The following is a 13246-nucleotide window of genomic DNA, read 5'->3' as shown; positions in this document are numbered from 1 at the left end:
TAAACTCTAACCCAGATGAGCCAGAGCCTCTCTTCGCGAAAAGCCTGATCAGTCTCAAATTATCTGACGACGGACACGTCAGCCTGAGTGATGACGTCCCATCAGCTCCTGTTTGCGCCGCTCACCCGCATGTCAAAACTGGCGGCGGTTCAAACCTCTTCGATCAGCACTGACTCTGAAAGGCGGATTGTCATGTTGGCGCCTGACGATGAATGGCATGCACGAGTTCCTCTACTCGGCCAGGCTTGAGCAGATCGTAATGATCAGCTGCGAGTGGGATGATCGTTGCCGGATGCTTAACTGCCCTTGTTAGCGTTTCGAGGAACGAAGGGTTATCGCCTCGCGCTTTGAACAAGCGTACAGGCGCTGACAATTCGTGCTGCTCCATTTGCGACCTGTAACCCGGCGTGTAGGTTTCAGCCACGAGTTGGGTGATGCGGCCGATAACGTTAACATCGAGTTCGGGTTTCTCGGCTGCAATGAAGGTTACAAAAGCGCGTTCATTCCGGACTGCTTCGATTAGGGGAGCAACACGATGCGGCGAGATCGTTTGCGCGAAAACCGAATAGAGTATGGTAAGGAATGAAGGATCGCGAAATAGGGCTGCAGGCTCTGCTGGGACTGGGTCGCCGCCGGGTACTTGAGGCGAACCAGGGGCTATAAGTATCAGTTCAGCCACCTTCTCTCCGGACTTTTCGAAATGCCACGCCGTTTCGTACGCGACGCGAGCGCCGAAAGAATAGCCCCAAAGTGTATATGGGCCTCCTGGCTGGATCTGCCTGATCATCTGGGCATCTCGCACCGACATCTCTTCAATGGAACGGCAAATATGCTCGCCATCATTCAATCCAGACGCTTGGATCCCAATGAAAGCACGAGACGTCACGAGGGCGGCAGCTAGATGGCGGAGGCTCATTGGATAACCACCAAGTCCGGGCCAGCAGAAGATCGTTGCACCATTTCCTTTCCTCAGCATAACTGCACGCGAACTCTGATAGGAGACCTTGCCAGCCTCCAGCCGGCGGGCGAGGTCCGCGATGGTCGGAGCCTCAAAAAGCACCTGTACAGGCAAGTTCACATGAAGCTTCTTGTTGATGTTGAGCACCAACTGCACCGCTTGCAGAGAATCGCCGCCGGCCTCGAAAAAATCGTCGAACACCGAAGGCTCTTCGACGCCGAACTCTTCTCGCCAGATAAGTGCCAGCTGGGCTTCGGTCTCATTGCGGGGCGCAACCATCTCCCGGTTCGAGTCGCTATCCTCGAACGCGGGATGTGATTTCAAAACATTGACATCAATTTTGCCCGAAGCGCTACACGGCATTTCCTCGATCAGCGCTATCTTGCTCGGAACCATATAGTCGGGCAGCACTGCCCGAAGATCGTTGCGGATCAGCTCGGCTGGACCTTCCATATGAGGGGCATCCTCGTGCATGCCCTCATGCACGCGTTGGGCTTCGCTGATCCTCCCGAACACGGCTGTGTAGCAGGCATCCGCCGTCAATCCACATTCCGACAAGATGGCTCGAAGCCGGAGCGCTGAGGTGAGATCGTTGCCAGACTTTGAACTATATCCCGAAGACATCAGGCCGATGCGCTGCTCGTTGTGTTGCAGCCGCTGCATCATCCGACCCATATCAATATAAGCGTGCCATTTGCGGGCATCCCGGCTGACCAAAGAGACCATTCCAGTCGCCCGCTGATATGCACGCTGATTGATAGCGATGATATGGCGTTGTTCAAGGATATGATGCGATATTGCCACGAGAGCCCCAGCCCGATAGACGTAGTGTCCTTGCGAAAGCCCGTCGACGCGATCGCCATGACTTTGCAGATAGATGTCGAGGGGGAGTTCCACCTCTCGATCTTCGCGGGAGATGATGTCATAAGTGGCGAGATAGATGTGCCTCTCGTCACAGGAGAGCGAGAGCATGGCGTCCGGCTCGAAATGTCCGATACCGAGCCCGAGTCCAAAGCAAGGCAGGATAATGTCCAGTAGCCCTAGAATATGGCCGGTCTCAAGCTCCAAAACCTCGCGAATATTGTTCCTGTATATGGGCTCGATAGCTGAAGTTTTTCCAACGAAATGCAATCTCATCAAGGGCCAGCCTGACCTCCTCCTGAAGCCGGTTTGGACGAGCTCGTGCCGCAAGGGATGGTAATAATAATACCCGGATTCTAGTCCAGCCGTGCCCGAAAGCTCAAGGTAGACTTGCGTCGCGTAAAGTGCTCCTGGGGACGCGTACGCATATTTGGGCAGTAGGCGCTCGGCGCTCGAAAACGGACCAAGGTAGCGCATCAGGCGGCCGAGCTTCTCAAGGTTCAACGATGCGAGCCCATCGGTTTCGGCTCCCGGCTGTTGTGGCACTGCGAGGAAGGTCAGCAGATCGTTCAGCGTGACGGTGCCGCCTTCGAAAAAGCGATAAGTCTTGCGACCAAAGGCCAATGCCCGCTGAGCCGATGTGGCTTGGGAGCCTGGAAGCTCGATCGCCAAGCGCCGCTCGAGTTCGGCTGCGCTGCGGAAGCCTCTATCTGAAAGTTGCGCGCGTACCTGGAGGCGGCTCTTCTTGCTTAGATGGTGAGCACCGGCAATGCCTTGATCCATCAACTGCGCTTCGCGCGGATTCAGCTGGATGCCAGCGGCCAGCATAGGCTGACCAGTGCGTGGGTGCGGTTTGACAAAAACACCGGCGGATTTCACCCAATCATGGTTCTCGATCGCCCCCCTAATCTCGTCGAGTTCGATGCGGTAACCACGAAGCTTCACCTGATTGTCGGCTCGCCCCTGAAAATGCAGGACGCCGTCCTGGCTTCGGAGCACGAGGTCGCCTGTCTTGTATAGCCGCATCGGAACACTGGTTGAAGGGTCGATCCAATAGATAAACCGCTCAGAGTTAAGCTCCTCTCGATTGTGATATCCTTTCGCCAGTTGTTTTCCGCCAATATACAGTTCACCGACTTCTCCATCCCTCAGCTCCCGTAATTCCTCGCTCAGGACGTAGCAAGCAGTGTTGGCAACGGGGCGGCCGATTGGAATCATATCTGGCGCGCCTTCGAGCATGTTTGCATCGACCGTATAAAATGTGGCGTTGATAGTGCATTCGGTGGGACCGTAGAGATTGACAAGGCGGCAACCGGGGAGCGCCTCGAAAATCCGGGCAGTGAGCTTGCGGGTGAGCGCCTCGCCACCGCTGAAGATAGTGTCAAGGGTTGTACATTGCTCGAACTCGGGCGTGTCGACCAAGGCTTGCAGCAGCGTAGGGACGCCTTGCAGTTTGGTGACGCGATGTCGACGGATCTGTTCGACGATCGCAGAGGGATTGCGATAAATACCTGGCGGACCCATCACGACGGATGCGCCGCAGCAAACGGCGAGTAATTCCCATTGTGCTGCATCGAAGCTTGCTGGCGTCTTATGAAGGACGATTTCTCCGGCGCGCAAACCATGCTCGCTCTCAAGCCAAAAAAGCTGATTCGCGATGGCCAGTTCTGCGATGCTGACCGCCTTCGGAGCGCCGGTTGTACCGGAAGTGTAGATCAAATAAGCCGGATCCGAACCCACTGGTTGCGGCCTTTGGAAGTCGTCGGCATCACTATCATTAATGTCATGCAAACTGTCGAGAATGACCAAGCCGATCCCACGTGGTATCATCTCAGAAAGCTGGTTACTCAACCTCGCCTGAGTGACGATCGCCTCGAGCCCGGCGTCGCGGATCATAAATGCGAGCCGGCCAGCGGGATAATCGGTCCCGAGTGGTAGATAAGCGGCACCCGAGAACAGAATGCCCCAGAGGCCGATCATCATTTCCGTCGATGATTCGGCGAAAAGTCCGACATGAGCGCCTGGTCCCACCCCGGTTCGGTTGAGAACCGATCCCAGTCGTTTGGCGCGGGCGATGAGATCACGAAAGCGTAGAGACTGGGTGTCATCGCACACCGCAAACTCCTCGCTTCTCTGCCGTTCCTGCGAAAGCAGCATCTCGACCAGCGTGGTTGGTGGGTGTTCTTTCTGAGCGGGTATGCACGCCATCTTGACATCTGGCGGGGCCAAACAGGAAACAAGGTTTTTGGACATATCAAAACTCCTGGAACGGGATTCGGGGCGCTGCGTTCCATAACAGCCATGGCGACGCAGTCAGTTTGGTAGCCAACAGGGTTAGCTTCGGATGCTGCGGCGCGGCCTTGACGTTAGCCTGACGTTGGTTTGCATTGGGGCGGATTAGCAGCCGTCTGCGCAAAGCAGCCCACGCCTCGGAATCGGGTCGAAAATCCCACTGGAGCGGAGTGCGTGCCAGTAGAGCACCGCGTTGTTGGACAGAATCGGTTTTCCGATCCAAATCTCTGCCATGTGCGCGAATTCCGCCATGGGCACATTTGTGCCAACTTGGACGATTGCTTCCGCTTCAGGATGATTCACGGCGACCGTTGCGTCGCGTAGATCGGCAAACGTGACATCCGAGATATTCGACAAAGTGCGTCCACCCAACCCGTAGGCAGCGACGACGTCGATCCCGTTGTCCGTGAAAAACCGCGAAACACTTTCGTGGCTTGGTTCGAGATAAGGTGAAATCAAGCCGATCCGGCGGATGTTCCCGAGAGTTTGTAGCGCGGCGAGAATGGCGTCTGCACTCATAATAGTCCTAACACCACCACTGATCCCATGCAGTTCCTGGCGCAGGGCCTCATGCGCGTGGTGCCCCCTCCAAGACCCGTCGGGCGATAACGCCACGATGATTGCTCCAAGATTGCAGTGGCGCAATGCCCGAACTGCATCGGGAGTGGCGCGCCTTAGATCCTCGATGACTTTGAGCACTCCTTCCTTATGCGCCAACGAACTGTCTTCGGTGACGATTCTTGCGATATGATTCGTCACGTCGAGCGGCCGCATTTCATCCATCTCGGGTTGCGTTGAGGTATTGGTCGATGGAATCGCGATACCAATGCGCAACCGCTTTCCGAGGAAACTGCTCATTGAGTTTCTCCTGAATCCGGATTTCACCATCCCGGGTCTATCGGGGTTGGTTCAACTGCCAAACGATTTCCGTTTCGATCATGAATAAATCGATTATGAAACGCTCATTCCATTAGTCAACGCAACGTTGAGGTGTGCACGCGAATTTGAATGCGGCGTCCGGTTGCAATGATCGTCCTTGCGAGGCCTGTTAAGGTCAACCGAAAAGCGTTTCAGCGATGGACACCTCATTGACAATTTGCCAAGTAAGCTTATGGTATGATCATTCCATAAATGGAGTGACGCTTGGCTCGCCCGAGAGAGTTCGACGAAGACCGCGTGCTGGAGGCGGTGATGGAGACCTTTTGGTCCAACGGCTACAGAGGTACCTCGGCGCAGGCGCTCGTTGACGCCACAGGTCTAGGCCGCGGCAGCCTCTACGCCGCGTATGTCAATAAGCATGGTCTGTTAGAGCAGGCGTTGCTCCGGTACCGTTCCCGCGCTCAAGCACATGCCGCTCAACTCCGCGCGCCGGGTTCGCCTGTTAAGCGGTTACGGAAGTTGATGCAGGACATGGTCGACGATGATCTAAAGGCGTCCAGAAGGCGCGGCTGTCTCGCGACCAACAGCGCGATAGAGGTTGCTGGTCGGGATGGTAGGATTTCCCAGCTTGTGCGTGAGAACTTTGCCATTCTCAGGCACGCTATCGAGGAGACGGTTCGACGCGCGCAGGTCGCCGGGGAAATTCCAGCCCGAGCGAATCCCAAAAAGCTGGGGTTGTTTTTGTTCAACGCAGTGCAAGGACTCCGCGTTCTGGGCCAGACAACTCCTGTTCGTGACCGGGCGCTTCTGACCGCCATCATCGACCAGACGCTTGCCTCGCTGAAATAGCTGGCTTCTTTCTTAGTTCGCACGGGGACGATGATTCCAGAAATGTGGAGTATCTAATGCGATACAGTCAGTCGATAGCCGTACTCGGCACAGGTATTATCGGAGCAGCTGTCGCGCGCAATCTGGCGGTTAAGGGTTTTAAGGTTCGGGCGTGGAACCGCACTTCAGAAAAGGCGCAAGCCCTCGCTGTGGATGACGTCGAGCCCGTTGCTGAAGTCGTCGATGCGGTCACTGAAGCCGACATGGTCATCACTGTGCTGAAGGATGGTCCGGCTGTTGACGAAGCAATGAAGGCGGCGCTGCCCGCCCTGCGCAGAGAAGTGATCTGGCTTCAGCTCGGCACCGTCGGTATCGAAACGGTCGACGCGCTGGCGACCTTCGCGCGCAAGAACGGTATAATTTTCTTTGACGCGCCGGTTCAAGGTACACGCCAGCCCGCGGAGCAGGGCAAGCTGGTCATTCTTGCCTCCGGCCCCAACAAGGGGCGCGATGTGGTTCAATCCGTTTTCGACGCCATCGGGCAACGCACGGTGTGGGTGGCGAATGAACCAGGCGCGAGCAGTCGGCTCAAGCTTGCACTCAATTCCTTCGTTTTTGCGCTCACAAATGGCACCGCCGAGGCGCTCTTGATCGCTAAAACGCTTGGTGTGGATCCGGCACTTGTGCTCGAGACTATTTCAGGCGGTCCGCTCGACAGCGGCTACTTCCAGACCAAAGGCACGGCGATGCTCAAGGGGGATTTCAAGACCAGTTTCTCGGTCGACAACGGGGTGAAGGACGCGCGGCTCGTCGTAGACGCAATCGCAGCGACCGGCGTGTGCGCGGATGTCGCTAAGGCGGGACTCGCTCGATTCGAGCGCACGGCCGACGCAGGATACGGCGGTAAGGACATTGCCGCCACCTTTCTCGCCTGAGGGAATCCGATGACTGTGTCCGAAAGCGCAATAGACCGCCTTGAACAAGCCCGAGGAACCCCGGATCACCTGCCCGTCGGCCAACTGCTGGCCTTCACCGTGGCTGGATTTCTGGCGATTATGACTGAGAACATGCCGGCCGGGCTCTTGCCGCAGATCAGCTCCAGTCTCGATGTGTCTGAAGCCATAGCGGGGCAGACTGTAACGATTTACGCCCTCGGTTCGGTGGTCGCAGCCATTCCCGTTGTTACGGCGACGCGAAACTGGAACCGCCGTCCGCTGTTCCTGTTCACGGTCGCGGGCTTCTTAACTTTCAACACATTGACCGCCGTCTCCGGCAATTACGGTCTGACGCTCCTGGCGCGGTTTGTCGCAGGCATGTCGGCAGGTGTCGTTTGGGGGCTGGTTGCCGGCTATGCCCGGCGCTTGGCGCCGCCGCATCTGCAAGGCCGAGCGTTGGCGATTGTCGGCGTTGGGCAGCCCGTCGCGCTGTCGCTAGGCGTACCGTTCGGTGCGTGGCTCGGCGATATATCTGACTGGCGAGCAGTGTTCTGGATCATGTCGCTCATCGCGTTGCTGCTGCTGATTTGGGTGCGGCTTACCGTGCCAGACTTCCCCGGGCAAGCGCCGGACAAGCGCCTGCCGGTCGGAATGGTCCTCCTGCTTCCCGGCGTCCGGCCAGTGCTTCTCGTGCTGTTCGCATGGATTCTGGCTCATAACGTTTTGTACACTTACATTGCGCCATATCTCAGCGGGACGGGAACCGGCTTGAGAATCGACATTATCCTATTGGTCTTCGGCGCCGCGTCCGTAGTTGGGATCTGGGGAACTGGATTGCTGGTGGACCGCCATTTGCGAGGCGTCACACTCCTCAGCCTGACTGTCTTCGCCGCCGCAGCTATCCTGCTTGCGATCCCACATGGGTCGCCAACCCTTCTGCTGGTCGGCGTGGCGGCATGGGGTAGCACGTTTGGCGGCGCGCCGACGTTACTGCAGACAGCGATCGCGGATGCGGCTGGTGAGCACGCCGACGTCGCGCAATCGATCTTTGTCACCATCTTTAATCTTGCGGTGGCGGGCGGCGGCCTGATTGGCGGCCTCGTGATCGACGAGGTCGGAGTTGGCCGCTTACCCTACGTGCTGGTGCCGCTGATCCTGATCGCCGTTATCGCGACGTGGCAAGCCAAGCGCTGCGGCTTCAGCTCAGGACCTCGGCCCGCATGATATGAGCGGGCGCACTTCCTGTTGGCACCCAACGCCGTCCTTTCCGAATTGGGCATTTCTTTCGTCACGAGCCGCGGCCGCGCCTCGGTATGGATAAAATAGATGTGTCGAACCGGTAACCGTCGAGCGGAGCGCTCCGCGCCCTACCATGATCCGCCGATTTTTGCGAAGTGCTCCGGGCGGTGCCAGTGACCTTCGTCATCTTGTGCGCGACCGCACCATTCCGCAATCACATCAAGCTGATTTATTGGCTTCCGGAGAGGACGGAACCGGCCGTGCGATAGATCGTGCCATCGCCGCACTGGCACCCGTCCGAAGGAGGTCATCGATTCGATGTGCTGATCGTGTTTCTTGATCATGCGCAGCGCGATCGCGAGCGCGCGGCTTTCGCTGTTGCGCGGCAATGCTTCCGAAAACGCCAGCCCGTTCGAGAAGGCCATTCCGTGGCGCATCGCGCACAATCCTTGGATGTGACTTTTTATCCATAGGGGGCCCGACGGCATCGCGCCTTCGAGCGGGCCGCCATAAAGAGCTCGAGAAGAAATGCGTTGTTGACCTCTTGTGGGTATAATGCAGCCGCGTCGGCATCCTTCATCGAGAGCTTCATGTATAGATGGGCCCGCGGCTGCAAAGGATTTCAGCAGCACTGTGGGTACCGGCCCGGATTGCGCCGCGGAATTGCGCCTTCAGACTTGAGACAAGCCGGTGAAGTGCTTTTCCGTGCGGCCCGCCGCGTTCATTCCGACCAAACACGAGCCAGGTTTTCGCCTTCCCACAGCAGTTCGGCGTCCTTTGGCACGTCAAAGTAGTACCATGCTCCGAGCGTGGGATTTGTCCATCCTGTTGAACTCGTCCTCCCGGATGCTGAAACGACAATTTGCGGAGGATCGCTTTTGAGCGATCTTTATGACTGCGCTCTGTACATGGTCTGGGCTGCGCCGCAAGTTCGATCTTGACCTCCTGCTGACAGACGGGGCACTGAGAGCCGTGGCCGAGATAAGGCAAGCCCTGCTTGACCCAGTCGCTGTTGGCGTCATGGGCAAAACAAGACGCGGCGCATCTATCGCGAATTGGGCCTGCAATTGCGGACGGATCTTGCGCGCCATCCTCGCGCACCAGGACGGCCGGCAGCGCGGTCTCCTGCGCGGCCTCGGCAGCCGCCAGGCTGGCGGCGTCGAGAACGGCATGCCAATCGTCGACGCCGCGTCCGCACAGCACTGGGCCAAAGAATTGTCCCGTTGAGTTTCCGCAAGTGGATTAGAACGGTCCGCTATCCCAGACCGCACCGGCGTAATGTTTTCCCAGGTCCGATTGCACCCTGACGACAGTGCGAGCCGAGCGCGACATTCTCGCGCCGATAGATCTACTGCTGGTAATAGAACGCGCATTCCCGGAACGCCTGGTCCCGGTTGACGATGCCGTCGACGCGCTTCGCCTCGGCGTTGACCGACTTGACCGTGTCGCTGTCCGGCGGATACTGCACTTGTGCCGGCCGCCATGTGCTCTCGTCGACATACTCGACCACGACAGCGCGCCGAGCATGGTCAAACTGACCTGCATCGAATCCCGCTCGATCTCGCGATCGATCAGCAGTATGGTCGGCACGTCGCGCCACTCGTCGCGCATCGATCGAGACGGTGTCGCCGAGCCAGAAATGCTGCGCGCGAGACGGCGCCAGGATCTTGTTCAGCGCATCCGGCACGGCGACGGCCGTCGTAAAGCGATAATCGAACGTGTCGCCGCGCGCATCGCAGCCGGCGGCATGGCTCACGATGGCATTGAAATCGACCTTGCCGATCGACAGGCCAGATCCGGCCGGATCGCGATCGTCGAGACGTCCGCAAACGAATTGTTCCCCTGCAGAAACGACCGGAGGCCCGCCGAGAGCACCGAGTTGCTGCCGCCGGTCCCAGCAAGCTCGGCGTCCTCGCGGCGAAAGCGGACGAGGTAGCGGCCAGGCGCGACGTCGACTTTGACGCTGTCGCGGACCGGCGCCTGCGAGGCATACTGCCGCACGATTGAAAACAGCGTGGTGAACGGCCCGGTCTGCGCGCCAGCGTTGTCGCAGGTCGCATATTCCGCCGTCAGGCCGACATTGGAAAAGCCGATCGAGCCATCCTTGCCGTTCACTGTATAGCAGCCGACCGCAAACACGAAATCGAGGGCCAGGGATTGCGCCAGCGTCCCCGCCGGGTTGCCGTTTTGCGTCAAACTGGCCGCCTGACGTGCCGGTCCCCGATGGCAGCTGTCGACCGCTGACCTCGGCGGATTGGTCGACGTTGGTCGGAAACAGCGTCACCGGATCACCGGGCCATAAAAGGCGATCTGCGCATCCGTGAACGCCGCCGCGATCCCGTTGGTCTGATCCCAGAACACGGTATCGTCGATATAGACGGTCTCGTATTGCATGCTGCCCATGGTCGCCGACAGCAGGACATTGAGGTATTGATCGTTGGCGACGAACTCGCCCCAGGGCGTCGCGGCGAAATCCGGACAGTCTTTCACGCGGCCGTACCAGACCGGCAAGGGCCACCGGCTGATGCGCGGCGTCGCCGCGCCGCTCGCGACGAGCTCGCGGACGCTCCGGCGAGTTCGCCGGTGGGCTTCGGCAATCGCTTCACAGATCCGTGCATGTCACCGGCTCAAAGAACATAAGGCTTTTCCAGCCCTCCTGGCGCAGCGCCAGGACGGTCTCGCAGGCGACGCCTGTCTTGCCGTCGCAGTTGATCACCCGGCCCTCCTGACGCAGCCAGACGCCGATATGCGCGGGAAACCGTGCATGGGCCATCAGGACCAGCGCGCCGTCGGCGGCCGTCACCAGGCCGCCCGGCCCGTCCGGCATCTGGCGCCCCCGCGCGCGCTCCGGATGGCCGGCAATCTCCTCGAGCACCCAGCGCCGGCTGAAAGCGGCCAGCACCGCGATTTGTGGCAACTCCCGGCCGAACAGCTCGCGCTGCACATGACAGGCGAAATCCCAGCAGTTGCGAGATTGCCAGGCCCACGGCTCGCCGATCAGGGGCGACAGGAATGACGAACGGTTAATGGACAAGAGCCCGTTCCTTCCAAACGGCTTGGCAGTTAAACTTGACGGTAGGTCAACTCATCGAGAAAGAGCGGACGTCGGTCCGGCTTGACCGCCATGCGCGGCTTTGACCCACGGGCTGGAAGGAAGAGCCGACCTTCTTGCCGGACGTCCCGCCATTAGAAGCCCGAGCGGACAGCATTGCGGTGACAACGTGCATCCCTACTCTGACCGTGACTGAGCCATTCTCCGCGCGAGCGTGACGTGAGATCGCTACGCAAGGGGTCCAGCCCACGGAACCATCTGCCCAGCGTTCAGTCAGCTCCATCAGAATGGCTTTGGCGCGCGTCGAGACCGGCTGGGTAGTGCTGCGCGGCTTTGATGGGCTTATATCGTGCGGGATCGATGTGGGATCAGCTAATCTAGCTCCGGTGAAGTCGTGCCCTACGCCACGCCCTGCACCCGACGGAGACGCGTCAGGATCACCAGCCGTTCAACGCTGATCCGCTTCTCGCTCGTCAAATCTGCCTCTCCTCTTGAGACTGCGAGCCCTTCAGCCTCCCACTATTGGTAGGTGCGCTTTGCGCTGAGTGGCCCAGAGTAAGCTGGGGCAGTCTCAATATCGGATTGCACACATGGCAGCAGGTTGGATGGTTTCAATTGGCAACATAGAAAGAGGCCAACTTCGGCACGTAACGTACGTGGTTGCGGTGGCTAAGGTCACCGAAGCCATCAAGGCTTCACTGGATGTCGGCGCCGCCCGATTCTCATCGGGGGCCGGTATCGGCGGGGTGGCCTTTTCTGAACTCAGTCTACAGCAACTGGATGATCTCGGCATGGTGAAAGGCGGGATTTATTCTCTGTGGGACGACACGATCGCTCCTTGTCAAGTCATCGCGTTCCCTAATCAAACTTAATGGAGCTTAATTCGCGGTCCATTGGCAATCCGGCGCGGTGTCCGCTAAGGCGCGCGAGACAATTCGGCCTGCGCGGAGTTCTCATGGAAGGGCACGACGAGAATGACCCCGCCCGCGGTCGCGGATGGCTATGATCGGTGCCGCGGGCAGACTCGTCGGTCACTAAACAATGGCGACGATTCAGTCTTCGTTTGCGACGCGGCTGAGTTCTGCAACAGCCTACTAGTCTTACTGCGTCACAAACGATGATCTGTGTAGTGGTCGAACTTGATCGCACAACAAGGCCATCTCGACAGCGTTCGGACGAGCCCATGTTCGAGCCGTCGTCGCATCGTCGCGATCGATTTTGGAATGTGACGTTGGGTCCGCAGCGGCAGATCCGCGGGGTCTGTAATCTGCGGGAACGCGAGCGAGCGGGATCGGCTGGGCGCGCCGAGCGCCTGAGGGGGGAAACGTCTCCCGCTCGGAGATCAGGAATCCGTAGGCCGCAATGCAGATCGTTGCGTGATGATGAAAGCCGCGCCAGCCGCGTCCCTCGAAGTGTCCGAGCCCAACTTCCTGCTTGAGGTCCTGATAGTCGCGTTCGATGCGCCAGCGCAATTTAGCCCTCTCGACGAGAGTTCGGAATGCCACATCCTCCGGCAATGTCGCGAGCCAGTATTTGGTAGGCTGGTTCTCGCCTTTCGGCCATTCAATCAGCTACCATTCCTCCAATCGCGGGGTGGTTTGCCAATAATCACGATGCGCCGGCACGGACCCGCACGCGGGCAAAGCGCGAGGTCAGCTTTTCGTTCGTTCCTTGCCGCCACGTGATGGTGCGCCAAGCTTTGGCTGGCAGGCCGATCGCGAGCGCCTTGACGGCGGCCGGCTGATGCTGACGGTTGCGGCGCAACAGTTTCGGTGGACGGCCGCGGCCCGACCATGGCTTCGGCGGCAGGGACCGGTGCCGGGCGCCCATACCGTTGTGCTCGACAGAAGACCCGCCACATAGGTCAATCCCAGCGCCGTGATCTCCGTGCGCAGGTCGCCGTTGTTGCCATAGCCCGCGTCCATCAGCACGACACCGCGCGGAAGGCCGCTCGTACAGGCCCACCGCAACTGCTCCAGCGCCTTCTCCGGCTTGGTCAGAAAGTCGACTTCGGCAGGAATGCCAACCTTGCGCCGCCGATCGCGGTCCTCAGTCCATTCCTTCGGAAGATAAAGGCGATAGGTGACAGGCAGGCTGGCGTGGTGGTTGGCAATCGATCGTGACACTGAGGTGGCTCCGGTTGTCTGAACAGCAAGTCCGCGTCGATAAGTGGAGCTTTTGCCAGAGTTAGGCTGCCGCGCG

Annotated in this window: 12 protein-coding genes and 2 pseudogenes; 6 read left to right on the top strand and 8 right to left on the bottom strand. The window is 59.1% G+C overall.

Going from position 1 to position 13246, the window contains the following annotated elements:
* Positions 1–190: 190 nt before the first annotated feature.
* Together QJT82_RS43860 and QJT82_RS43855 are read right to left on the bottom strand one after the other, a co-directional pair.
* On the bottom strand, positions 191–4072 hold the full coding sequence (locus QJT82_RS43860) for an amino acid adenylation domain-containing protein (protein WP_080583637.1): 3882 nt from the start codon (positions 4070–4072) through the stop codon (positions 191–193).
* A gap of 144 nt (positions 4073–4216) precedes the next feature.
* Positions 4217–4969 carry an arylmalonate decarboxylase gene (locus QJT82_RS43855; RefSeq protein ID WP_038374961.1) on the bottom strand — a complete coding sequence of 251 codons (753 nt, stop codon included), beginning with the start codon at positions 4967–4969 and terminating at the stop codon, positions 4217–4219.
* Positions 4970–5254: 285 nt separating this feature from the next.
* On the opposite strand from QJT82_RS43855, the gene QJT82_RS43850 reads away from it, so the two are divergent.
* The 3 genes from QJT82_RS43850 to QJT82_RS43840 are packed head-to-tail and all read left to right on the top strand — an operon-like array spanning position 5255 to position 7977.
* A complete protein-coding gene (locus tag QJT82_RS43850) occupies positions 5255–5839 on the top strand; it encodes a TetR/AcrR family transcriptional regulator (protein WP_016842691.1) in 585 nt (194 codons plus the stop codon).
* 56 nt (positions 5840–5895) lie between these two features.
* Entirely contained in the window at positions 5896–6753 is an 858-nt protein-coding gene (locus QJT82_RS43845) for an NAD(P)-dependent oxidoreductase (RefSeq protein ID WP_038388704.1), read from the top strand.
* Positions 6754–6762: 9 nt separating this feature from the next.
* On the top strand, positions 6763–7977 hold the full coding sequence (locus QJT82_RS43840) for an MFS transporter (RefSeq protein WP_016842689.1): 1215 nt from the start codon (positions 6763–6765) through the stop codon (positions 7975–7977).
* Positions 7978–8120: 143 nt separating this feature from the next.
* On the opposite strand, the gene QJT82_RS43835 is transcribed toward QJT82_RS43840, so the two are convergent.
* Positions 8121–8429 (bottom strand): hypothetical protein, encoded by a 309-nt coding sequence (locus QJT82_RS43835; RefSeq protein WP_125459353.1) that lies wholly within the window; start codon positions 8427–8429, stop codon positions 8121–8123.
* Between the two features lie 643 nt (positions 8430–9072).
* On the opposite strand from QJT82_RS43835, the gene QJT82_RS43830 reads away from it, so the two are divergent.
* Positions 9073–9219, top strand: a complete 147-nt coding sequence (locus QJT82_RS43830) for a hypothetical protein (RefSeq protein ID WP_162136704.1) — start codon at positions 9073–9075, stop codon at positions 9217–9219.
* 121 nt (positions 9220–9340) lie between these two features.
* Here the strand turns inward: QJT82_RS43830 and QJT82_RS43825 are convergent, their stop codons facing one another.
* From QJT82_RS43825 to QJT82_RS43810, 4 genes are all read right to left on the bottom strand, one after another.
* Positions 9341–9748, bottom strand: coding sequence for a hypothetical protein (locus QJT82_RS43825; protein WP_016842687.1), 408 nt, complete (start codon positions 9746–9748; stop codon positions 9341–9343).
* On the bottom strand, positions 9745–10188 hold the full coding sequence (locus QJT82_RS43820; protein ID WP_016842686.1) for a hypothetical protein: 444 nt from the start codon (positions 10186–10188) through the stop codon (positions 9745–9747). Before QJT82_RS43820 ends, QJT82_RS43825 begins: the two co-directional genes overlap by 4 nt.
* Before the next feature lie 84 nt (positions 10189–10272).
* Positions 10273–10482: a hypothetical protein gene (locus tag QJT82_RS43815; protein WP_125459354.1), complete on the bottom strand. Its 210-nt coding sequence runs from the start codon at positions 10480–10482 to the stop codon at positions 10273–10275.
* Between the two features lie 112 nt (positions 10483–10594).
* On the bottom strand, positions 10595–11026 hold the full coding sequence (locus QJT82_RS43810; protein ID WP_038388707.1) for a hypothetical protein: 432 nt from the start codon (positions 11024–11026) through the stop codon (positions 10595–10597).
* 608 nt (positions 11027–11634) lie between these two features.
* Between QJT82_RS43810 and QJT82_RS43805 the strand changes: the two genes are divergently transcribed.
* Positions 11635–11916, top strand: a complete 282-nt coding sequence (locus tag QJT82_RS43805; RefSeq protein WP_125459430.1) for a hypothetical protein — start codon at positions 11635–11637, stop codon at positions 11914–11916.
* Positions 11917–11955: 39 nt separating this feature from the next.
* A pseudogene (locus QJT82_RS45700) lies at positions 11956–12165 on the top strand (hypothetical protein); the annotation flags it as partial.
* On the opposite strand, the pseudogene QJT82_RS43800 reads toward QJT82_RS45700, so the two are convergent.
* A pseudogene (locus QJT82_RS43800) lies at positions 12145–13173 on the bottom strand (IS701 family transposase); the annotation flags it as partial. The pseudogenes QJT82_RS45700 and QJT82_RS43800 overlap by 21 nt on opposite strands.
* Positions 13174–13246 lie beyond the last annotated feature (73 nt).

It is taken from the genome of Bradyrhizobium sp. Mp19, assembly GCF_029952935.1.
In the GTDB taxonomy this organism is placed as follows: Bacteria; Pseudomonadota; Alphaproteobacteria; order Rhizobiales; family Xanthobacteraceae; genus Bradyrhizobium; species Bradyrhizobium elkanii.
The sequence above is the reverse complement of the archived record's forward strand: the minus strand, read 5'-3'. Positions and strand labels throughout refer to the sequence as shown.

Excerpts from the sequence above, each read along its gene's own strand:
- QJT82_RS43805 (WP_125459430.1), top strand. The coding sequence starts at position 11,635 with ATGGCAGCAGGTTGGATGGTTTCAATTGGCAACATAGAAAGAGGCCAA.
- QJT82_RS43835 (WP_125459353.1), bottom strand. The coding sequence starts at position 8,429 with ATGCGCCACGGAATGGCCTTCTCGAACGGGCTGGCGTTTTCGGAAGCA.
- QJT82_RS43860 (WP_080583637.1), bottom strand. The coding sequence starts at position 4,072 with ATGTCCAAAAACCTTGTTTCCTGTTTGGCCCCGCCAGATGTCAAGATG.
- QJT82_RS43845 (WP_038388704.1), top strand. The coding sequence starts at position 5,896 with ATGCGATACAGTCAGTCGATAGCCGTACTCGGCACAGGTATTATCGGA.
- QJT82_RS43855 (WP_038374961.1), bottom strand. The coding sequence starts at position 4,969 with ATGAGCAGTTTCCTCGGAAAGCGGTTGCGCATTGGTATCGCGATTCCA.
- QJT82_RS43840 (WP_016842689.1), top strand. The coding sequence starts at position 6,763 with ATGACTGTGTCCGAAAGCGCAATAGACCGCCTTGAACAAGCCCGAGGA.